General features: G+C 48.2%; 22 protein-coding genes and 1 riboswitch. All 22 genes read left to right on the top strand.

From position 1 onward, the window contains the following. Window positions 1–38 precede the first annotated feature (38 nt). The 22 genes from AC6I3O_RS19895 to AC6I3O_RS19790 all read left to right on the top strand — a co-directional run bounded on the left by AC6I3O_RS19895 (window position 39) and on the right by AC6I3O_RS19790 (window position 21,361). On the top strand, window positions 39–374 hold the full coding sequence (locus tag AC6I3O_RS19895; protein WP_497852362.1) for a hypothetical protein: 336 nt from the start codon (window positions 39–41) through the stop codon (window positions 372–374). A 128-nt stretch (window positions 375–502) separates the two neighbouring features. Then, window positions 503–1,813: a M18 family aminopeptidase gene (locus AC6I3O_RS19890; protein WP_497852361.1), complete on the top strand. Its 1,311-nt coding sequence runs from the start codon at window positions 503–505 to the stop codon at window positions 1,811–1,813. Between the two features lie 98 nt (window positions 1,814–1,911). Next, window positions 1,912–2,760: a YitT family protein gene (locus AC6I3O_RS19885; RefSeq protein WP_497852360.1), complete on the top strand. Its 849-nt coding sequence runs from the start codon at window positions 1,912–1,914 to the stop codon at window positions 2,758–2,760. 40 nt (window positions 2,761–2,800) lie between these two features. Then, entirely contained in the window at window positions 2,801–3,823 is a 1,023-nt protein-coding gene (locus AC6I3O_RS19880) for an asparaginase (protein ID WP_497852359.1), read from the top strand. Window positions 3,824–3,829: 6 nt separating this feature from the next. After that, window positions 3,830–4,111, top strand: coding sequence for a hypothetical protein (locus AC6I3O_RS19875; RefSeq protein ID WP_497852358.1), 282 nt, complete (start codon window positions 3,830–3,832; stop codon window positions 4,109–4,111). Between the two features lie 46 nt (window positions 4,112–4,157). Next, a complete protein-coding gene (locus AC6I3O_RS19870; RefSeq protein ID WP_497852357.1) occupies window positions 4,158–5,024 on the top strand; it encodes a YitT family protein in 867 nt (288 codons plus the stop codon). Window positions 5,025–5,143: 119 nt separating this feature from the next. Then, window positions 5,144–6,367: a PucR family transcriptional regulator gene (locus AC6I3O_RS19865; RefSeq protein WP_497852356.1), complete on the top strand. Its 1,224-nt coding sequence runs from the start codon at window positions 5,144–5,146 to the stop codon at window positions 6,365–6,367. Window positions 6,368–6,487: 120 nt separating this feature from the next. Further along, window positions 6,488–7,648 carry a double-cubane-cluster-containing anaerobic reductase gene (locus AC6I3O_RS19860; protein WP_497852355.1) on the top strand — a complete coding sequence of 387 codons (1,161 nt, stop codon included), beginning with the start codon at window positions 6,488–6,490 and terminating at the stop codon, window positions 7,646–7,648. Window positions 7,649–7,874: 226 nt separating this feature from the next. Continuing rightward, complete coding sequence (locus tag AC6I3O_RS19855) at window positions 7,875–8,864, top strand: methionine ABC transporter ATP-binding protein (RefSeq protein WP_497852354.1); 990 nt, start codon at window positions 7,875–7,877, stop codon at window positions 8,862–8,864. Then, window positions 8,861–9,529, top strand: coding sequence for a methionine ABC transporter permease (locus tag AC6I3O_RS19850; protein WP_497852353.1), 669 nt, complete (start codon window positions 8,861–8,863; stop codon window positions 9,527–9,529). The genes AC6I3O_RS19855 and AC6I3O_RS19850 overlap by 4 nt, the downstream gene beginning before the upstream one ends. A 71-nt stretch (window positions 9,530–9,600) precedes the next feature. Beyond that, on the top strand, window positions 9,601–10,443 hold the full coding sequence (locus AC6I3O_RS19845) for a MetQ/NlpA family ABC transporter substrate-binding protein (protein WP_497852352.1): 843 nt from the start codon (window positions 9,601–9,603) through the stop codon (window positions 10,441–10,443). A 173-nt stretch (window positions 10,444–10,616) separates the two neighbouring features. Further along, complete coding sequence (locus AC6I3O_RS19840; protein WP_497852351.1) at window positions 10,617–11,528, top strand: AEC family transporter; 912 nt, start codon at window positions 10,617–10,619, stop codon at window positions 11,526–11,528. A gap of 70 nt (window positions 11,529–11,598) precedes the next feature. After that, window positions 11,599–12,708, top strand: a complete 1,110-nt coding sequence (locus AC6I3O_RS19835) for a uroporphyrinogen decarboxylase family protein (RefSeq protein ID WP_497852350.1) — start codon at window positions 11,599–11,601, stop codon at window positions 12,706–12,708. Between the two features lie 185 nt (window positions 12,709–12,893). Further along, window positions 12,894–13,778, top strand: coding sequence for a uroporphyrinogen decarboxylase family protein (locus AC6I3O_RS19830; RefSeq protein ID WP_497852349.1), 885 nt, complete (start codon window positions 12,894–12,896; stop codon window positions 13,776–13,778). Window positions 13,779–13,799: 21 nt separating this feature from the next. Further along, window positions 13,800–14,456, top strand: a complete 657-nt coding sequence (locus tag AC6I3O_RS19825; RefSeq protein WP_497852348.1) for a corrinoid protein — start codon at window positions 13,800–13,802, stop codon at window positions 14,454–14,456. Continuing rightward, window positions 14,450–15,466: a uroporphyrinogen decarboxylase family protein gene (locus AC6I3O_RS19820; protein WP_497852347.1), complete on the top strand. Its 1,017-nt coding sequence runs from the start codon at window positions 14,450–14,452 to the stop codon at window positions 15,464–15,466. Before AC6I3O_RS19825 ends, AC6I3O_RS19820 begins: the two co-directional genes overlap by 7 nt. Before the next feature lie 16 nt (window positions 15,467–15,482). Further along, entirely contained in the window at window positions 15,483–17,084 is a 1,602-nt protein-coding gene (locus tag AC6I3O_RS19815; RefSeq protein ID WP_497852346.1) for an ASKHA domain-containing protein, read from the top strand. A 17-nt stretch (window positions 17,085–17,101) separates the two neighbouring features. After that, on the top strand, window positions 17,102–17,551 hold the full coding sequence (locus tag AC6I3O_RS19810) for a C-GCAxxG-C-C family protein (protein WP_497852345.1): 450 nt from the start codon (window positions 17,102–17,104) through the stop codon (window positions 17,549–17,551). Window positions 17,552–17,565: 14 nt separating this feature from the next. Next, entirely contained in the window at window positions 17,566–18,576 is a 1,011-nt protein-coding gene (locus tag AC6I3O_RS19805) for an aminoglycoside phosphotransferase family protein (RefSeq protein ID WP_497852344.1), read from the top strand. 28 nt (window positions 18,577–18,604) lie between these two features. Then, window positions 18,605–18,710: riboswitch (TPP riboswitch) on the top strand. Then, window positions 18,709–19,272, top strand: a complete 564-nt coding sequence (locus tag AC6I3O_RS19800) for an energy-coupled thiamine transporter ThiT (RefSeq protein ID WP_497852343.1) — start codon at window positions 18,709–18,711, stop codon at window positions 19,270–19,272. (Overlaps the previous riboswitch by 2 nt.) Window positions 19,273–19,556: 284 nt before the next feature. After that, entirely contained in the window at window positions 19,557–20,207 is a 651-nt protein-coding gene (locus AC6I3O_RS19795) for a TVP38/TMEM64 family protein (protein ID WP_497853535.1), read from the top strand. Window positions 20,208–20,227: 20 nt separating this feature from the next. Next, window positions 20,228–21,361, top strand: coding sequence for a sulfurtransferase (locus AC6I3O_RS19790; protein ID WP_497852342.1), 1,134 nt, complete (start codon window positions 20,228–20,230; stop codon window positions 21,359–21,361). Window positions 21,362–21,397 lie beyond the last annotated feature (36 nt).

Below are 21,397 nucleotides of genomic sequence, written 5' to 3'. Positions count from 1 at the left end.
CATTCAAAAGATAAGTTTTCACAGAAAAGGATATTGTTATGACGAAAGAGCAGAGACAGGCGGTTATAAAATTGGAAGATCAATTAAAGGAGACAGATGCACCTGCGCCTGATGACCTGCTCTGGGATACGCTGGTGAAGTTTCAGAATTATCCGTTTCACACAGCAAAGAATCTGGAGTTTTCTTATATCATCAAGGGGAATGAGATGTTTGTGACCCGAAAGGATAAGTCCATTACCAGGGCAAGCATTATGGTGGCATTTCATAAGGCATTAGAACTTGAACGGGCAGTGAAGGGACCTAAAAAACTGGGAACCTTCGGGGCTAGTTATCTATATCCTGTCTTTCGGGAAATAGGCGTAATCATAGTGTAAAAAAGAAAGGTAAAAGTAATTGAATATCGTGAATTTTAATGTTACTATTGATATAAATGTAGTTCAAGCCCAATGGTATTTCGAGCTTGAGCAGCTGCATGAGAATTGGAAATAAGAGGTAATGGAAGATGTGTGAAGAGATTGTATCTGGATTGGCTTCTTTTGTCGGAGATAGCCCGACGGCGTTTCACGCTGTCGCGAATATTGGGGATATTCTGCAAAAGAATGGATACCAGAGACTTTATGAGGAAGAAAGGTGGGAGATTAGCCCGGGCGGGAAGTATTATGTGACTCGGAATGATTCTAGTATCATTGCGCTGAACGCAGGGGCAGGCCTTGAGGATTATTGTTTTAAGATTGCAGCTTCCCACAGTGATTCACCGACGTTCAAGCTCAAGGAGAATGCCGAGATTCAGGTGAAGGAAAAGTACATGAAGCTGAATACGGAGGGGTACGGCGGGATGCTGTGTGCCTCCTGGTTTGACCGTCCCCTGTCGGCTGCCGGACGGGCCATGGTGAAGGACGGTGGGGCATATCGGGCAAGGCTTCTGAATATAGACAGGGACTTGCTGTTGATTCCCAATATGGCAATCCATATGAACCGCAAGGCAAACGACGGGTATACTTACAATTTGCAGGTGGACATGCTGCCGCTGTTTGGAGGAAGCGGCTGCAAAAAGGGCGATTTTAAGAAGCTGGTGGCTAAGGAGCTGGATGTGGAGGAGGATTGCATTTACGGGATGGACTTATATCTGTATAACCGGATGAAGCCATCGGTGTGGGGCGCTAAGAAGGAATACATTTCCAGTCCGCGGCTTGACGACTTACAGTGTGCTTATACTTCCCTCCAGGGCTTCCTGAAAGGCTCGGACGACGGGGCGGTCAATGTATTTGCCTGCTTTGATAACGAGGAAGTGGGTTCCGGCACGAAGCAAGGGGCGGCTTCTACATTCCTTTATGATACCCTTTACCGCACGAACCTGTGTCTGGGAAAAGGAGAGGAGGAGTTTTTCAGGGCGGCTTCTAAGGGCTTCATGCTGAGCTGTGACAATGCACAGGCGGTTCACCCCAACCATCCGGATAAGACGGACGCGGATAACTGTGTGTTTATGAACGAGGGTATTGTGGTGAAGTCCCATGCGGGACAGAAGTATACCAGCGATGCCGTAAGCATTGCCGTATTCCGGGGAATCTGCGAGGAGGCGGGCGTACCGCTGCAATTCTTCGCGAACCGTTCGGATATGGCAGGCGGGAGTACCCTTGGCAATATTGCCATGTCCCAAGTGTCAATGAACAGTATTGACATCGGGCTTGCGCAGCTTGCCATGCATTCTGCCTATGAAACTGCCGGAGTGAAGGACAGTTACCATATGGTTCAGGCTGTCGGGCAGTTTTTTAACAGCCGGATTGAGATGTTGCCGATTCAATCGTTAACATAAATCCCTTTCAATTCATGGAGGTATACCCCCGGTTTTTTGATGCCGGGGGTATACTTTCGCCTACGTACAAAAATAATTAGTTTTATAAGGAGTTGATTATGAAAGCAAAGATTAATTTTAAAGAATTTTTGGTGATACTTGTAGGTATGTTTCTCATATCTGTGGCGGTTTATTATGTGATGATACCGGATAATCTAGTTCTGGGGAGCCTGTCCGGTCTGATATTGGTGCTGGTGAATTTTATCCCCTTGAAGATTTCCACATTGACGTTTATCCTGAATGCTGCCCTTTTGGTGGTTGGATACATATTTATCGGGAAAGAATTTGGACTGAAAACGGTGATTACGTCTCTGATGCTGCCCGTGTATCTTAGGGTTTTCGAGATTGTGACGCCAAATGTGGAGTCCCCGTCCGGGAATATTGTGATTGATTTGGCATGTTTTATGGTGGTAATCAGCCTTGGACAGGCATTGCTGTTCAACATAAATGCTTCTTCCGGCGGGCTGGATGTAGTGGCAAAGCTGTTAAATAAATATCTGGGGTTCAAGATCGGGGAGAGCCTTACGATTGTTGGGTTTGTAATTGCGTTTACGTCTATTTTTGTCTACGACCGTGAGACGATGATTATCAGCCTGATAGGGACGTATATATACGGGCTTGTGCTGGACCGGTACTGCGACGGGTTTCGGATACGGAAGAAGGTATGTATCCTGTCGGGTAAATATACGGAGATTCAGGAGTTTATTGTGAAGGAACTTCACCGGGGGGCGACCTTGTACCGGGCGTATGGAGGAATGGGCCTTGCGGAGCAGATGGAGATTGCGACGATTCTTGAGAAGAGTGAGTATGGAAAGCTGTTGGCATTTATCCAGCAGACAGACCCGGCTGCCTTTGTGACGGTCAGTACGGTCAATGAGGTAATCGGGGCTTGGAATAAGAAGCGGTAGGGACGGCGAAATACGCAAATGAGGAAGGGGATTGAAAACGATGAAGAAGATACTGATGATTGGGACAGGAGGCACCATTGCCTCTACCCAGACGGAGTTTGGCCTGGCGCCGGGCCTTACGCCTGCGGATATCCTGTCTTATATTCCAGCGGTACGGCAGGTCTGCGAGGTAGATTCGATTCAGGTCTGTAACCTGGACAGTACCAATGTGACGCCGGAGCATTGGAGGCTGTTGGCAAGAAGCGTTGAGGAACACTACGGGGCGTATGACGGGTTTGTCATCTGCCATGGCACAGATACGCTGGCATATACGGCGGCGGCGTTGTCCTATATGATTCGGAATTCGTCGAAACCGATTGTGATTACAGGGGCGCAAAAACCTATCCAGATGGATGTGACCGATGCCAGGACGAACCTTTTGGACAGCTTTATCTATGCAGCGGATGATGAATCACAGAATGTCAATATTGTGTTTGACGGGAAGGTGATAGCCGGAACAAGGGCAAAGAAGGAGCGGGCGAAGAGTTATGATGCATTTTCCAGTATAAATTTCCCGTATCTGGCTGTGATTCAGGAGGGGATGATCGTGCGCTATATTAAGGAGCCGCCTTGCAGCGAGCCGGTCTGCTTCAGTTATGATATGAAGGACAGCGTGTATGTGTTAAAGCTAATCCCAGGGATGCACGCAAGTATACTGCCATATTTGTTTATGCATTATGACTGTATCGTGATTGAGAGCTTTGGGGTCGGAGGGGTTCCCAATACGCTGGTGCAGGAGTTTTACCGGGAGATGAAGGAGTGGGAAGGCAAAGGAAAGTATGTGGTGATGACTACTCAGGTGGCCAACGAGGGGAGCAACATGACCGTCTATGAGGTGGGGAAACGTGTGAAGCAGGATTTTAAGCTGCTGGAAGCGTATGACATGACTCTGGAGGCTGTGATTACTAAGATGATGTGGCTGATGGGAAGAGGACAGTCAGATTATGAGGGGATGAAGAGGGAGTTTTATACGGAGATTAACCATGATATTTTGTTTACGAAGAGACTGGAAAGAGAGGGATAGGCTGTTATGGAGCTTGTGATTTATGGAATGCATGTTTGTCCGGACTGTGTGGAGGCTTTAGAGGAGCTTGACAGAAGAGAGATTGCGTATGTGTATAAGGATTTTTCCGAAGCTACGGCGAATCTGAAAGAGTTTTTAAAGTATAGGGACTCTAGTGAGATTTTTGATGAGGTTAAGGCAGACGGGGGGATTGGGATTCCCTGTTTTGTGCTACCGGACGGGGAAGTGACCCTTTCTCTGGAGGATGTATTAAAGGTATACCCAAGGGCACACCGTGACAGGCAGTGAGGACTCGTCCGGAAGAAAAGAATTTGAGAGTTGTGGAGGCATTATCGTGGAAGAGAGTAAGGCGTTTGATGGGAAAAAGTTTTTAAAGGAGTATGGTCTGCTGACTCTGGGGACGGCAGGTATTGTTATTTCAGACTATTTTTTTAAGTTTCCGAATCATTTCAGTTTCGGCGGCGTGACAGGTATTGCAGTTTTGTTAAGCGGCGTTTTGGGCGGTACGGCAAGTACGTACTCATTTATTATGAATATTGCGCTGCTTGTGATAGGCTTTTTTGTGCTGGGGAAGAGCTTCGGGATAAAGTCGGTGTATGTCACATTGCTGTTCAGTGTGGGACTTGAGGTGATCCAGTTTGTAATTCCCTTTGAGGGGACGCTGACAGACCAGCCTGTGCTGGAATTAATTTTTTCATTTATCTTTATGACGGTTTGTTCGGCGTTGTTCTTCAACCTGAATGCGTCCAGCGGCGGGACAGATATCATTGCTCTGCTTCTCAAGAAATATACGAATGTTTCGATTGGGCGGGCGTTGATGATCACGGATTGCATCGTCGTGATTGGCTCTTTCTTTATCTATGGACCGACCATCGGCTTGTTTTCGCTGGCGGGCTTTCTGGCGAAGTCCTGTTTTATTGACACAGTGATTGAGAGTATGAATCTGTGTAAGTATTTTACCATCGTATCAACCAATGCGGAGCCAATCTGTGAATTTATCCATAAGGAGCTGAACCATAGCGCGACGGTGTACCATGCCGAGGGGTCTTACACCCATAAGGATAAGACGGTGCTTCTGACCGTGGTAAACCGGAACCAGGCGATTCGGCTGCGTGATTTTGTCCGGGCCGTGGACCCGGAGTCGTTTATGATGATTACGAACAGCAGCGAGATTATCGGAAGGGGATTTCGGGTGAATTGATAATAACTATAAATAGACGTTCTTATCGACATTAACGATTGGACAGAGAATTTTCCTGCTAATATAATAAAAAGTAGTATGTCAATACACTGGTATTGCAGAAATGAGGGCAGATGTGCATGAAGGATAATTTCGATATAAATGTCTGTTATAAAAAAGTATTCAGGATGTTGGGGAACGAAGGCACGATGGACAAGATGGTAAATGATATCGCAGAATATACCAACACGGTCATTACCATCATCGATATCGGAGGAAAGATACTTTCTGCGTCAGATGGAAGCCTGGACGGGGATGACGGAGGCTGCAAGGAACAAAGAGAAAAATTTACGCGCCTGGTTGCGCGTTACATCGACGTGCAGGAAGATGAATCCTCGGAGGATTCCATGCTGATGGAAGAAGAGGAAGGCTGCAAGGTAATCAGCAGGATTACGGTAAAAGGAAATACGGAAGGGTTCAGTATCATGGAGTCCCCGTTTTGCGGGGACTTTGGCATGGACACAGAGGAGATTCTTTGTCAAGTCAACGATATTCTCTGTCAGGCGGTAGGAATTCTGATGGAGCGGTACGGACACAGGGTTTATTACCATGCTTCCACGCTGCGCCGCATGATAGCCAGAAGTTTTTTTGACGAAGAGGCGGAAAATGGATTTAAGATTAAGGAAATTCGCTCCATGTACGACGCCTACGTCCTGCCTGGGTTTATCGTAGCCGTGCTGGAGATGAAAGATTATCATATGTTCCAACTGCAAAAGGCAGCGAACGGACTTGCAGACGAGTTTCCAGATTCATTTATCTATATGAAAGAAAACAGGGCATACGTATTGTTTTCAGGTGTGCGTGTAAAACATCCGGAGAAAAAGATTCGCACGGTATTGGAAGAGCTGTGCAAAGGGTTTGGATTCTACTGCGGCATGAGCGGAGCTTTTGATGATGTAGGATTGGTAGAAAAGAAGCATTTTCTGGTGAAGAGGGCGCTTGAAATCGGAAAGTCATCGGAGCCGGAGAAGGGAATCTACATGGAATACGACTATTACATCCAGACCGTCTGTTCCTGCGCGGTATCCTTCATAGGTAAGGCAAGATATTTGGAGGAAGAGCTGCAGGAATTGAAGAACGAAGACTGCATGAAAGGGACATGCTTTTACAATACATTAAAGGAATATCTTCTGAATGGGAATAATGTCAGTATGACGTCAAAAAAATTATTTATCCATCGCAATACGATGATTTACCGTCTCGGGAAAATCAACGAGATACTGGGAGTGGATATCAATGCGCCTTCCGTCGCCTGGCGGCTCATGCTCAGTATTATTTTGCAGGAACAGGAATGGGGGAACTGAGGGAAAGTGGTCATTGTGCAGACTGCATAACGAAAAGTTGCTTGTTTGTGTCAGGAAGAATTGTTTTTTGCAGAAGGAGTGTGGTAGAATAGGGGTGTTTAGGTAAGAGGAGAGCGTTATATGAATATCATTAAGGAATTGCCCGAAATATTCGAGGAATTTGCAGAGCAGAAGAAACAGTCATTTTTAATCGTGAAAGAGTGCAAAGACCGGCATATTCCGGTTATCGGGGCATACTGCTCCTATTTCCCGAGAGAACTGGCTACGGCGATGGGGGCGGTTCCCATCGGGCTGTGTTCATCGTCGGAGGAGACGGTAAAGATTGCGGAGACAGTACTGCCTAAAAATGTCTGTCCGCTGATTAAGTCCAGCTATGGATTCGCTGTCTCGGACAGATGCCCATATTTTCATTTCTCAGATCTGGTCGTGGGAGAAACCACCTGCGATGGGAAGAAGAAGATGTACGAGATGATGGCCGAATTCAAAGACGTCTTTATCATGGAGCTTCCCAACATACAGTCTGAGAAAGGGCTGAAACTGTGGCGGGAGGAAATCATCCGGCTGAAGGACTTTCTGGAAGAAAAGTTCCAGCTCGTGATAACGGACGAGGATGTCAGGCAGGCGATTCATCAGGAGAACCGCCAGCGGGAGGCGTTAAAGAGGCTTTATGAGGTCATGAGGTTGGATCCTGTTCCTGTTATGGGAATGGATTTGCTCAATGTGCTTTATGGGAGCAAGTATCGGCTGGATAAGGAGCAGGCGGCGGAAGAGCTGAATTGTTTGAGAGAGCGGATACTGGAAGACTACCATGCCAATCCTAAGAAGGAGAAGAAGCCAAGGATACTGGTCACGGGATGCCCGATTGGCGGGGATACCCAGAAGGTCGTCCGGGCGATTGAGGATAACGGCGGGGTTGTGGTGGCATTTGAGAACTGTACAGGGGCAAAAGTGCTGGATAAACTGGTGGACGAGGAAGATCCTGATATCTACGGGGCGATTGCGCGGAAGTATTTCTATATCGGGTGCGCCATTATGACGCCCAATGACAACCGGATTGAGCTGTTGGGCAGGATGATTGATGAGTTCCGTGTAGATGGGGTGGTGGAAATGATTCTGTCGGGATGCCATTCCGTACATATGGAGTCGATTAGTGTACGTAACTTCGTCGGAGAAGAGAAGCATATACCATACATAGACGTTGTCACGGATTACTCTCCGGGGGATGTGGGACAACTGAATACGAGGATGTCGGCATTTATTGAGATGTTGGAGACACATTGAAGAATGAGGCTGTGGGAAAAATGGATACGCCGTTTTCCTACAGTCATTTTTTGTCCATGTTTACACTATTTATAGACAATATATATTTATTATAGACATATATAGACATCGTCTAACAATTTGTGCGCAATGCACAATCGACATAGAAAATATTGGAATTGTAGATGATGAAATCATAATAATTTTTTATTAGAATATCAAAAGGATTGTACGAGGAGGGAAGAAAGTGATTGAGATAAAGAACCTAAAGAAAATCTGGGAGGACGACGGAACCAGCGTCCTTGAGGACATCAACCTGACGATCGAAGACGGGGATATCTACGCACTGGTAGGGCGAAGCGGGGCGGGCAAATCAACGCTGCTTAGGTGCATTAACGGACTGACCTCTTATCAGGGCGGCAGCCTTACCGTGGACGGGTGTGAGATTAAGGACTTAAAAGATAAGGAACTGAGAGAGTTCCGCAGGCATGTGGGCATGATATTCCAGCATTTCTCCCTGTTGGAGCGGGAGACAGTGTACCAGAATATTGCACTTCCCATGCAGTGCTGGAAATATTCCAAGGCAGATACGGATAAAAAAGTAAAGGAGCTGCTGGAGCTGGTAGGACTGACAGATAAGATGAACGCCAAGCCAAGAAACCTTAGCGGCGGACAGAAGCAGAGAGTCGCGATTGCAAGGGCGTTGACCATGGAGCCTAAGATTCTCCTGTGCGATGAGGCGACATCCGCCCTTGACCCCAAGACGACGAACTCAATTCTGGAGCTTCTGTTGGAGATTAACCAGAAAATCGGAATTACCATTGTCATCGTGACGCACCAGATGGAGGTCGTAAGGAAAGCATGCAATAAGGCCTGCATTCTGGAACAGGGACGGATTGCAGACGAGGGGACGGTGCGGGATATTTTCATCAAACAGCCCTTATCTCTCAGGAGGCTTCTTGGAGAAGAGGAAATCCGGCTTCCTTCAAAAGGGCACAATATCCAGATTGCCCATATGGTAAATGATATCAGTGATGGGGAGCTGTTCGGCAAAATGTCCAAGGATTTGGATTATGTGTTCCCGATTCTGGACGGTAAGATTCAGGAGTATCAGGGGGACCATATGGGAATCTTTGTGATAAATGTGGACGACGCACATTTCCAAATGGTAAAGGACTACTTAGACACCCAGAAATTGAACTGGTGCGTGCTTGACGAAAGGAGAGAAGAAGAATGACCTTAAAGAATTATACGTTTTTGCAGATATGTCAGATGATTATTATCCCCGCATTTTTTGATACGATGAAAATGTTGATCATTTCCGGCATCCTTTCGACAATTCTGGGATTCTTCCTGGGAGTCATACTGATTATCACGGAGAAGGGCGGCCTGTGTGAAAATGTAGTCGTGAACCGTATTCTGGACTTTTTTGTTAATATGATACGGTCGTTCCCTTTTATTATCCTGATGATTTCGATTATCCCCCTTACGAGGCTGATTGTGGGAAGTTCCATCGGGGACAAGGCAGCTATCGTTCCGCTTACGGTGGCGGTAACGCCTTTCATGGCTCGGATTTACCAGAACAGTTTTAAGGAAGTGGATCCGGCGCTCATTGAAGCGGCACAGTCCTTTGGCGCATCTAAGAGCCAGATTGTGTTTAAGGTGATGTTAAAAGAATCTGTCCCGTCGATTATTTCCGGGTTGTGCCTGGCAATCATCAACCTTCTGGGAGCCACTGCGATGGCTGGGGCGGTGGGAGCCGGAGGGCTTGGCTCTGTGGCGCTTACATACGGCTATCAGAATTTTAACCAGCAGATCATGTATTCCATCTGTGCGGTGCTGGTCATCCTGGTGGCAATCATTCAGTATTTGGGAGACTGGATTTACCGGAAATTAAAATAGGCACGAATAAAGATGGGCGACAGGCCCATTTTTAGATAAAATTTAAATTACGTATTAGCAGGAGGTTATTTATGAAAAAAAGATTTTTGAGTATGGTTCTTATCATGGGTATGGCAGGAGCGATGCTGGCAGGTTGCGGCGGTTCCGGGGATGAGAAAGCCGATGCAGGGGATTCTGGTTCGGAGAGTTCTGGCTCTAAGGATACTATCCGGATTGGTGTCCGTTCCGACGGAATCGACCAGTTAGAGGTTGTGCGTGACAAGATTGAAGCGGCGGGCTATACGGTAGAGGAGAGCGTATTTGACGACAGTATCCAGCCGAATGTGGCGTTGGCAGAGGGCAGTATAGATGCCAACTGGTATCAGCATGGGCCGTATCTTGAGAGCTATAATGCGGAAAATGACACGGATTTCGTGATGGTGGAGCCAAAGACGGCATACCCGTTGTTCGCAATGTTCTCAGACAAGCATGATTCTATCGAGGATCTTCCGGACGGAGCAAAGATCGGGCTGTGTAATGATGCGACGAATCAGGCGCGCGCGCTGAATATGCTTGAGGCGGAAGGATTGATTGAGCTGGATGATTCGGTGGAAGTCCCGACCATGTATGATGTGAAGGGAAATCCGCATAATTTTGAGTTCATTGAAGCTGAGATGACGGTGCTTCCGCAGTCTTTGGGAGATGCGGATGCCATCTGTCTTGCAGCGGCGCATATGGTAACGGCCGGAAAGCCGGCAGACAAGTATCTTTGTTCTGCACCAGACGGTGAGGACTATGCGGTAGGCTTTGTTGTAAGGAGCGAGGATAAAGACGCGGAGTGGGCGAAGGAGATTGCTAAGCTTGTGCAGTGCGACGAGCTTGCAGAGTATTTTGCCACGGAAAAAGACGGGACGATGGTTCCAAGCTGGAAATAATGAGGACGGGGGGCGGACACTTGGTGTTTGCCCTTTTTGGATAGCAGGGAGCGCGTGCCAGAATTTTGTTTCTTTTGATCTGTAGAACATATTGTTAGGGCTTATTGCTGTCAGAGAGCTGATGTAGGAGCGCCGGAGTGTGGAATCCGGATTGCATAGTGAGGAGGTCGTGAATGGAACTTGCCGCAATTACCTTGTATAAGACACTTGTCATGGTGATTCTTGCATTGACAGGGGTGTTCAGTTACAGGGCAGGAATCGTAGATGAGTCCATGAACCGAAAACTGTCGGAGCTGGTACTGACACTTTTCACGCCGGTTTTGTTGTTTACGTCGTTCCAGAAAGAATTTTCCCGGGAACTGCTTTCCGGGCTTGGGATATCCGTAGTGTTATCGTTTTTGTCCTTTGCCGTTATCTGGTTCATCTGTAAATGTGTCGTGTATGGGCGGGATAAAGACTATCAGGCGGTGGAGCTGATTGCTATGATGTATTCAAACTGCGGGTTTATTGGTATCCCCATGGCGCAGGGAATCTGGGGGACGGACGGAGTGTTCTATATGACCGCATATGTGGCGGTGGCAAATTTCCTGCTATGGTCCCATGGGGTCATCGTTATTTCGGGAAAGAAGAATGTAAAGTCATTGAAGCATGTATTTACGTCGCCGACGATACTTTCCATTGTCTTAGGGGCGGTGTGTTTTCTGGCGCAGGTGAGGCTCCCGGCAATGGTGAATGAGCCGCTTGCAATGGTGGCGGATATGAATACCCCTATGGCGATGATGGTCGCGGGGATTAATATTGCACAGGCAGATCTCAGGAATACCTTCCGGAAATGCCGTTTGTATTGGCTGGCCTTCGTGAAATTAATTATGATGCCATTGGTGCTTATCGGGCTGTTTCGGATGCTGCCCGTGGAAGATGAAGTGAAAACGGTCATGGTACTGGCCACGTCCTGCCCGGTAGGGGTGACGGGGAGCTTGTTCGCACTGCGGTATGGGAAGGATGCGGTGTATGCATCGGAACTGTTTGCGATGTCAACCGTGATTTCAATCGGTACGATGCCATTTATGATGCTATTCTGCTGATGGATTGTTGTGGAAGGACGGCTATCGGATGTTGTTTGTGTGTTTCGGTGAGAGAGGAGAGAACCTAAATATGGAATTAATAAAATTAGAAATGACCCCCAAAGAGAGGAAGCTGGCTTATGCCAGAGGAGAGGAGGTCGATCGGATACCCACGTCCCTGAGCGCAAATGAAACGGCGCCGCCCTTATATGGGATTGATATCTGTGATTACTATTTTTCCGCCGATGCAATGGTACAGGTGGAGACGGCTTTGGCAAATGATTTTCAGGCGGATAACATGGGAATCGGGCTTGGCCTTAGGTCTGTGGTGGAAGCACTCGGTACGAAGCTTGAGTATCCAAAGAAAAATGTGTCCTATATTAAAGAACCTGCGCTGAAAACGTTGGAGGATGTGGAGAACCTGGAACTGATTAATGTGGAGAAGGACGGGAGATTCCCAATTATTCTGGAGGCGACTGAGCGGCTGCTTAAAAGGTTCGGCGAGGAGCGTGTGATCGGCAGCGGGCTTGCGGGGCCGTTGACGACTGCGGCGAGCCTGATCGGGACGGAGATGTTCCTGAAGGCGACTGTGAAGAATAAGGAAGGGGCGCATAGATTGCTGCAGTTTAGCACGGACTGTATTGTAACATGCTGTAAAGATATCAACCGGAAACTGGGGATTGGTTTTATGCTGTCAGAGCCCATGGCGGCGCGCAACCTGCTGAGCAAGAAGCAGTTCAATGAGTTTTTCCTGCCGTATCTTAGGCAGACGGTGGAAAGGCTGAATGAGTTCCAAAGCGGGACGGCAATCCACATCTGCGGGAATACGAGGGATAGGTGGCAGGAAGTGGTGGATGCAGGGGTGAGCGGTTTCTGGGTGGATAACTGTGAGAGCTTGAAGGAGTTAAAGGAATCCTTCGGGGAGCGGATTGCCATAAGCGGCAACCTTGTGCCGGTAGGGGTACTCAGGGACGGTACGACAGAAGAAATCGCAGAGAATGTCCGGTTTTGTATTGCCCAGGCCGGCGATAACCCTTGCGGATATAATCTGTGTCCCGGTTGTACGACTCCTATTGGGACATCTAAGGAGAACATGATTGCGTTTATGAACGCTGCCGCAGTTTATGGCAGAGGGGCAAGGAAAGGACGAATGCCTAAGGGGATACAGGATAGTCTGGAAATTGGAGAGTTCTTGTTTTAGGATAAGGGAGAAGCCTTCGGGAATCTCCCTGTTTTGTACAATGATGATATAGATATATTCTATATATCTATATCATCATTGATAATATCAATTAGTGTGAAAGAAGTATTTGTGATACGATATGTTTGACGAATTACAGCGGATTTTAGATAGGTTTATGGAAGAATAGGGAAGGGGAGAGGATATTGGCAGAGATAAAAGATTTTCAATGTACATATGACAATTCTGCCGGAATCAGCAGTAAGGTGACGGAAGGCCTGGGCCTTACGTTCCCGGATGCGTACCTTAACTGGGATACCATGGCGGCATTGTCCAAGGCGTTAAAGGAGCATGACAAGGCGGCGTTCTGTGAACTGCCCTTCTGCCATACGGTTGAGGCAGAAGCATTGGGCGGTATCGTTAATTATGGAAATGAGACGGCAGGCCCCAGGGCGAAGGAGTATATCTGTACATCGCCGGAGGAGCTTCTCACACTGCCGAAGATTGATTTCTCGTCGGGAAGGATTCATGAGGTTTTGCTGGCATGCAAGGCCTTGCGGGAGGCGGGAGAGCATGTGGTGCTTCAGGTGTCGGGGCCGCTTACCATATTGAATGTATTGATCGATGCGAAGTATGTTTTCAAAGCAATGCGCAAGAAACCGGAACTGATGAAAGAGGTGTTCTGGAAACTTGGTGCAGAGATCCTCAGGTTCATGGAAGAAGGGAAAAAGTACGGTGCGGATCTGATAAGCTATGCAGATTCTTCCGGCGGCGTGAATATTCTGGGTCCAAAGATGGCGGGGCAGGTGGTGGAGGATTTCACATATGGATTTTTGAAAAAGGCTGAAATGCTGGCGGACGGCAAGACGATGATATTATTATGCCCGAAGACGGCGTTTGCCTTGCTTGGGACGGGAAAAGCGAGATTCCGCGACTTAAAGCTGCCAGAACCGATGGCATACGGGGAAGGGTGTATCGAGATGATTGGGAAGGTAAAGATGGCAGGGCAGATGTGTATTAAAAATGTAGGATACTGGCTTGAGAACGGGATATTTAAAGAGGTTGTGCTTGAGGACTGTGCAGATTCATGAAGATTACAGGAGGAATTTCGGATGAGTTCAAAAGAGGAATTATTAAAGCGTCTTTCAGACGGAGTGGTAGAGATGGAGGAAGAAAATGTCGCCTGCGCGGCGCAGGAATATCTGGATGCGGGTTATCCGGCATTTGACGGTATCATGGAAGGGCTGGTGGACGGAATGAACCGCGCCAGTGAACTTTTTGAGGCGGAAGAGTATTTTGTGACGGATGTACTGCTGTGTTCCGATGCGATGTACGCAGGACTCGATATTTTGCGGCCCTATCTGCCGGAAACGTCAAGGGACGATAAGGTCACAGGGGTTATCGGGGTCGTGGAGGGGGATACCCATGACATCGGGAAGAATCTGGTGAAGATTATGCTGGAGACGGCGGGATTCCATATGATAGACCTTGGAAGGGATGTCCCGCTGGCGAAGTTTGTGGAGACGGCAAAGGAAGAAAATGCGGATTTTGTGTGCCTGTCTACATTGATGACCACCACCATGGGCGGGATGGAGACGGTAATCCGTCTGCTTACCGAGGCAGGGCTGCGTGACAGAGTGAAGGTAATGATCGGGGGAGGCCCCATTTCCCAGAAATATGCAGACAGAATCGGGGCGGACGGGTATTCCCAGAATGCAGTGGAAGCTGTAAAACTGGCGAAAAGATTGCTGAGGAGTGAGAAATGCTGACACCAAAAGAAAGATTAAGGATGATTTTAGCGGGGCAGCAGGCGGACAGACCTGCCTGTATCTGCCCCGGCGGAATGATGAATATGGTGACTTCCGAGCTGATGGATAGGGTGAAGGTCTATATGCCGGAGGCGCACAGGGATGCAAGACAGATGGCAGAACTGGCGAAAGCTGTTTATGAAGAGGGATGTTTCGAGAATTATGGAGTTCCCTTCTGCATGACCGTAGAGGCGGAGGAGATGGGCGCAGAGGTAGATATGGGGACTTCTGTGTACGAGCCCCATGTGACCGGATATGTGATTGAGTCCGTAAGTGAGTTGGAGAAACTGCGGCCGGTGGATGTGACGAAAGGCAGGGCGAAGGTTACGCTGGATGCAATCCGTATCCTGAAAGAAGAGACAGAGGATGTGCCGATTGTGGGCAATCTGACAGGGCCAATCAGCACGGCAAGCTCTGTGATGGAGCCGGTTACATTTTACAAGGAGCTGCGTAAGAAGAACAGAGAAGCACATACATACATGGAATTTATTACGGAACAACTGATTACCTTCGGGCGGGCGCAGATTGAGGCAGGCGCAGATATTATCGCAATCTCGGACCCAAGTGGAACGGGAGAGATACTAGGGCCGAAATATTTCAAAGAGTTTGCCGTGACCTACATTAACCGGCTCTTGGATGCCCTGCAGGAAGAGAAAATGGGGACGATCGTGCATATTTGCGGGCAGATGAGCCCGGTATATAAGGAAGTACACGAAGTACGCAGCAGCGCGCTCAGTTTTGATTCCATCGTGCCCATGAAGGAGGCGCGGGAACATCTGAAAGACCGGGTACTGATGGGAAATGTCAGTACCTATGCGTTGGAATTCGGAGATCCTGACCGAGTCAAGATGCTGACAAAAAGCTGTGTCAAAAGTGGTTCAGATATTATTTCCCCGGCGTGCGGGCTTGGGATGAAGTCGCCGCTTAGGAATGTACAGTCGATTTTGGAATGCCTGACCGACGCGCAGTGAGAGGAGAGAAAGAGAGATGGCAGAGATAAAGATTCGGCATGGCGGAAGGCATTTTATATGTCAGAACGGCACAAATCTTCTGGACGCTTTGCTGGAAGCCGGAGTTTTCGTAGATAATCCTTGCAATGGCAAAGGCATCTGCGGGAAATGTAAAGTGAAGGTATTGTCTGAGGGCTTGACCCCAATGACGGCTTCGGAGGAGCGGCTATTAAAGCCGGAAGAGATTTCAGAAGGAGTCCGTCTGGCCTGCATGGCGGAAGTGACGGGGGATGTGGAAATCGGACTGCTAAAAAAGGAACGGAAACATGAGGTGCTGACAAAGGGATATCTGCCGGCGTTTGAGAAGGACAATTTTGACGGCGGGTATGGCGTCGTCATCGACATCGGCACGACGACGGTAGTGACGGCATTGATTGACCTTAGGACAGGGGAGGAGATTGCCAGCGCGTCGATGATCAATGCACAGAAACGTTACGGTTTGGATGTGCTGACCAGGATTACCTACGAATACGAGCATCCGGACTGCGGGGTACGTAAGCTTCAGGAGGCGATCGTGAATTCAATCAATGGCATGATCGAAGAGGTATGCAAGGAAACAGCGGTAAGCCGGGAGGAGATTCGGGAAATCGATGTGGCGGCAAACTGTACCATGATGCATATGCTGTTGGGAGTCGATGCAAGGTCTCTCGGGAAATCGCCCTACAAGCCGGAGTTTACAGAGGCAAAAGAGCTGCTTGCCCATGAGATTGGAATCCGGGCGGCAGAGGATACGAAGCTGTACTGCCTTCCCCAAGTGTCTGCCTATATTGGAGCGGATATCGTGGCAGGGGCTTATGTCTGCCAGCTTTGGAAGGAGCAGGGGAATGTGCTCTTCATCGACATCGGGACCAATGGAGAAATCGTCCTTGCAAACCATGGACGGCTTACATGCTGTTCCTGCGCGGCTGGACCTGCGCTGGAGGGAATGAATATCAGCTCCGGGATGCGGGCGGCTGAAGGGGCGATCGAAGATGTGGAGATTATGGAGCAGGGAATCCGTCTAAGGGTCATCGGAAATGGGGAGCCGGCGGGACTCTGCGGGAGCGGAATCCTTGCTGTGGTGAAGGAATTATTGCGCACGGGAATCGTGAAGAAGACAGGAGTGTTCGTGAAGAAAGAGAAACTTGAGGAGACCGATTACCGTTATCCCATGATCCGCATGGATGGGACGAAGCGGGAATTTGTCCTGTGTGAGGAGCCGCAAATCGTGGTGACGCAAGGAGATGTGCGTCAAGTGCAGCTTGCCAAAGGAGCAATCCTATCCGGGTTCACCGTTCTTTTAAAGAAGGCAGGGCTTAGGATGGAGGAGCTTGATAAGGTGATGATTGCCGGGCAGTTCGGCGCGCACCTTCCGGCAGAGTCCTTAATCGGGACAGGAATCCTTCCGCAGGAGGCAGCGGGAAAGCTTTCCTATGTGGGAAATTCGTCCAAGACGGGAGCCTATATGGCGCTTTTGTCCCGGCGGGTGAAACAGGAAATCGAAACTTTGGCGGAGAAGATGGAGTATATGGAGTTGGCGGAAACCGAGAACTATGAGAGGATATTTGCGGAGAGCATGATATTTTCCGAGGTAAATTGAAGAATAGGAGTGAAGACATGGAAGAAAAAGTAATTGCCGAACAGTTCATGAAGGGTTATGACTGTTCACAGGTCGTTGTGTCCCATTATGCGGCAGAACTTGGCATCTCAGAAGAATTGGCGAACAAAGTAGCCGCCTGCTTCGGAGGCGGAATGCTTCAGGCGGATACGTGCGGGGCATTCACAGGGGCGCTTATGGTGATTGGGTTAAAGTATGGACATTATGATTCAGGGAAGCTTCAGACACAAAAAGAAGTAATGATGGCAAAGAGCGGGGAATTCAGGAAAAAGTTTTTTGAAAAACACCCTACATGTAACTGCAAAGAACTGGTGGGCTATGATGTCTCTACGCCGGAAGGGTTCAAGGAGGCAGTGGAAACGGGAAGGATGATGTCCTTCTGCCCGAAGCTGGTGAAGGATGTAATCGAGGTGTTAGATGAGATGCTAAAATCTTCTCACAGTAAATAAAGAAGGATGAAAATATGGACAGAATTACAGGGTTAAGGGAATACATTAACTCAGAAGAAGTGAAAGAAAAATTGGGCATTCCCCGCCGGGAAAAACTGGAATGCCGTCTGTTGGCACAGGGAGAATATAATATTAATTATGTGTTCGTGCATCCCTTGTCAGAGAAAAAATTGATTCTCAGGGTGAATACAGGCAGTCAGATGCATTTAGAGAATCAAATCGAATATGAATACCATGCGTTGAAGCTATTGGAAAATTCAGGCAGGACTCCCCGTGCCGTCTATGTAGACGGAAGCAGGGAGAAAGTGGAATATGGCGTCATGGTGATGGAGTTCCTCGAAGGGCATGCTCTCGACTACCGTCAGGAAATGGAATGTGCGGCGCAGTGCCTTGCGGACATTCACAGTGTTCCGGTGTCAGAGGATGCAGGGCTTATTATGCCAGAGAACCCGCTGCAGGCGATTCTGGACGAATGTAACGAGATGGCAGAGACTTACTATCATTCCCCTCTTGGAGATATGTCAAAAAAACAGATGATAGGGCGGATGCTAAAGAGCGGGCAGCGGATGTTGAATCAAGTTTCCGTATCTGGCGGATATCGGTGCTGTATCAATACGGAGCTGAATTCCGGGAATTTTTTGATCAATGGTAAGGGGAAGGAAAACTATCTGGTTGACTGGGAGAAGCCGCTGTATGGCGACCCGGTGCAGGACTTGGGGCATTTCCTTGCCCCGACGACGACCTTCTGGAAGACGGACGTGATTCTTGGAGGGGAGGAGATGGACCATTTTATCCGGCAGTACAAAGATTCTGTAGAAGGCAGGTATGACGTACAGGGAATCGAAGAACGCCTGAAACTGTTTATTCCGCTTACCTGCCTCAGAGGAATCACATGGTGTGCCATGGCATGGATACAATACCAGAATCCGGATCGCTTGATTTGGAACGAAGGAACCTTCCGCAAAATAGAAGCCTATTTAGAGGATGGATTTCTGAAGAAGCTAGAGACTTCATTTTTTGCTTGACTTTTTCCGATTATGGACGTATTCTAAATATGTTGCATAGGGGTGCTTAGAATGGCTGAGATGTATGCAGAGCATACGAACCCTTCAAACTTGATCCGGGTAATGCCGGCGTAAGGAAAGGAGAATTTCATAATGTCACAAACTAATTCTGTCACAGGCAGGAGTGCGTCTTCTGCCGTCAAAAAGCTCGTTTTTTCTGCAATGGGAATCGCACTTGCAATGGTCACTTCCTACATAAAGGTATGGGAGATGCCAATGGGCGGTTCGGTCACGCTATTATCCATGCTGTTTATTTGCCTGATTGGTAATTGGTTCGGAGCCGGTTACGGAATCCTCACCGGGGTCGGATATGGCTTCCTGCAATTTATTGCAGACCCCTATATGATGTCCATTCCACAGGTACTTTTTGATTATCCCCTTGCTTTCGGTGCATTGGGATTGTCGGGATTTTTCAGCGGCAGGAAATATGGGCTGCAAATAGGTTATGTTGTAGGCGTGTTGGGTAGATTCCTGTGCTCAACGCTGTCCGGCGTGTTCTTTTTCGCCGCATATGCGCCGGAAGGAATGAATCCATGGGTGTATTCTTCCCTGTACCAAGGAAGTTACCTCGGGGCAGAAGGGATCATAACGCTGGCGATTATATCCATACCGCCTGTGGCAAAGGCGTTGGATACGGTGAAGAGACAGGCGATGTAATTTTTTAGAAAAAGATGGGGCAGTTGGGAGATGTTTCTATTTCGGCATCACGGACTGCCCCATTTTTTCTTTTATATATTAATAAAATCTATAATTGAATTAACATATATTTTTTTTCAATTAGACGCGTATATTTTCCCATGATAATATAAAAAAGCAAAAATTCTATATGTATTTATTTACAGAAAGAGGGGAAATATCTTATGAAGAAGTTGTGAATAACAGAGCAGAAAAAAAAGAGCTGGATAGGGAAAGCAATCATCGTATTGCTGTTCGCCGCGGCAATACTTGCATACATGTGGATCCCATCCGTGCATGACTTATACAATGAGATTGCCCGGATGTTTGCCAGCGGTGATTTTACCGTGGTACGAAACTTTGTGGAATCTTACGGCGGTTATGCGGCGGCAGTGTCATTCGCACTGATGATCTTACAGTCTATCGCAGCGCCTCTCCCGGCATTTTTGCTGACATTTGCCAATGCGAACCTTTTCGGATGGTGGCAGGGAGCGATTCTTTCATGGTCCAGCGCAATGGCAGGGGCGACGGTCTGCTTTTTCATTGCGCGGATTTTAGGCCGCGACGTGGTGGAGAAGATTACCAGCAAGGCAGGGTTAAAACAGATTGACGTTTTCTTTGAGAAGCACGGGAGGTTGAGCATTTTGATTGCAAGGCTGCTCCCGTTCATTTCCTTTGACATCGTAAGCTATGCGGCGGGACTTACGTCCATGTCCTTCTGGAGCTTTTTTGTCGCGACAGGAATCGGGCAGCTCCCGGCAACGATTATTTATTCTTATGTAGGCGGTATGCTGACCGGAGGGGCGCAGATGCTTGTGACGGCGTTGATGATACTTTTTGCTTTGTCAGCGTTGATTGTACTTTTCAGACAGCTTTATGTGGAACGACAAAAGAAAAAAGAAGAATCATTTTTATGAGTGAAGGAGAGTATTCCATTATGAAAAAGAAACTATTAAGCGTATTATTAAGTGTGACAGTAGCAGCGGCTCTTGCTGTGGGATGCAGTTCCAATCCGGACGACGCAGAGAAAGCTCCGGAGAATACCGCGGATGAGCAGAAAGAGGATACCGATGCAGCGGATGATACATCAGACGATACCGCAGACGTAGAACCTGTGGAGCAGCGGACCGTGTATGTTACGCCGGAGTGGGTGAAAAGCGTCATTGACGGAAACCAGGCGGGCTATGAGGACGCCGTGATTGCAGAGGTCACATATACAGGCGTGCTGGATGACAGCGAGTCTTATAAGAAAGGACATGTCCCGGGGGCAATCCTCGTGGGAGATACGGAAGTGGAGGATGCAGAAGGAACGGAAGAGAAGCCCTATAATCTTCTTACGCCGGAAGAAGTTGAGTCTTATATGCTTTCCCACGGCATTACCAAGGATACTAAGGTCATCTTGTATGGTGAGGATGTTTCTGGTGTAGGCCGTGTGGCATACGCTTATCTCTGGGCAGGCGTTGAGGATGTCAAGATCTTGAATGGCGGCCTGAAGGCATGGGAGAAGGCCGGCTATGACCTGGAAACGGATGTGAATGAAGGAACGAAAGCAGATAGCTTCGGCACAACGGTTCCGGCCCATCCGGAATTCTGGGTATCCATTGAGGATGCAAAAGACAGGCTTGAAAATGATGACAACTTTAAACTGGTAAGTATTCGGAGCGAGGATGAGTGGCTCGGAAAGACAAGCGGCTATAACTACATTGAGCGGGGCGGCGAGCCGGAAGGCGCTGTGTGGGGCAAAGGCGCGCAGACTGCGTTCGACGTGGCTGATTTTACAGACGCAGACGGAGTTGTCAAGGATTTAGAGGGATTTAAGAAAGTATGGGAAGACTGTGACTTTACCCTGGACAACCATCTTTCCTTCTACTGCGGCACAGGCTGGCGGGCAACGGTTCCGTTTTTAGTGCTTTATGAAAATGGGTATGATGATATTTCCGTTTATGACGGCGGTTGGTATGAGTGGCAGATGAAGTCCGACTATCCGGTACAGGTAGGAGATCCGGCAAGCGACGACTGTGAGCATACGACGGTAAAGGAGCTGCCGACGGATAAAGCGGCTGCAGAATAATCGGACAGAACAGTATTATGTCGGGGGCTGTTGTAC

This window comes from Sporofaciens sp. St.21A7 (genome assembly GCF_059728535.1).
The sequence above is the reverse complement of the archived record's forward strand: the minus strand, read 5'-3'. Positions and strand labels throughout refer to the sequence as shown.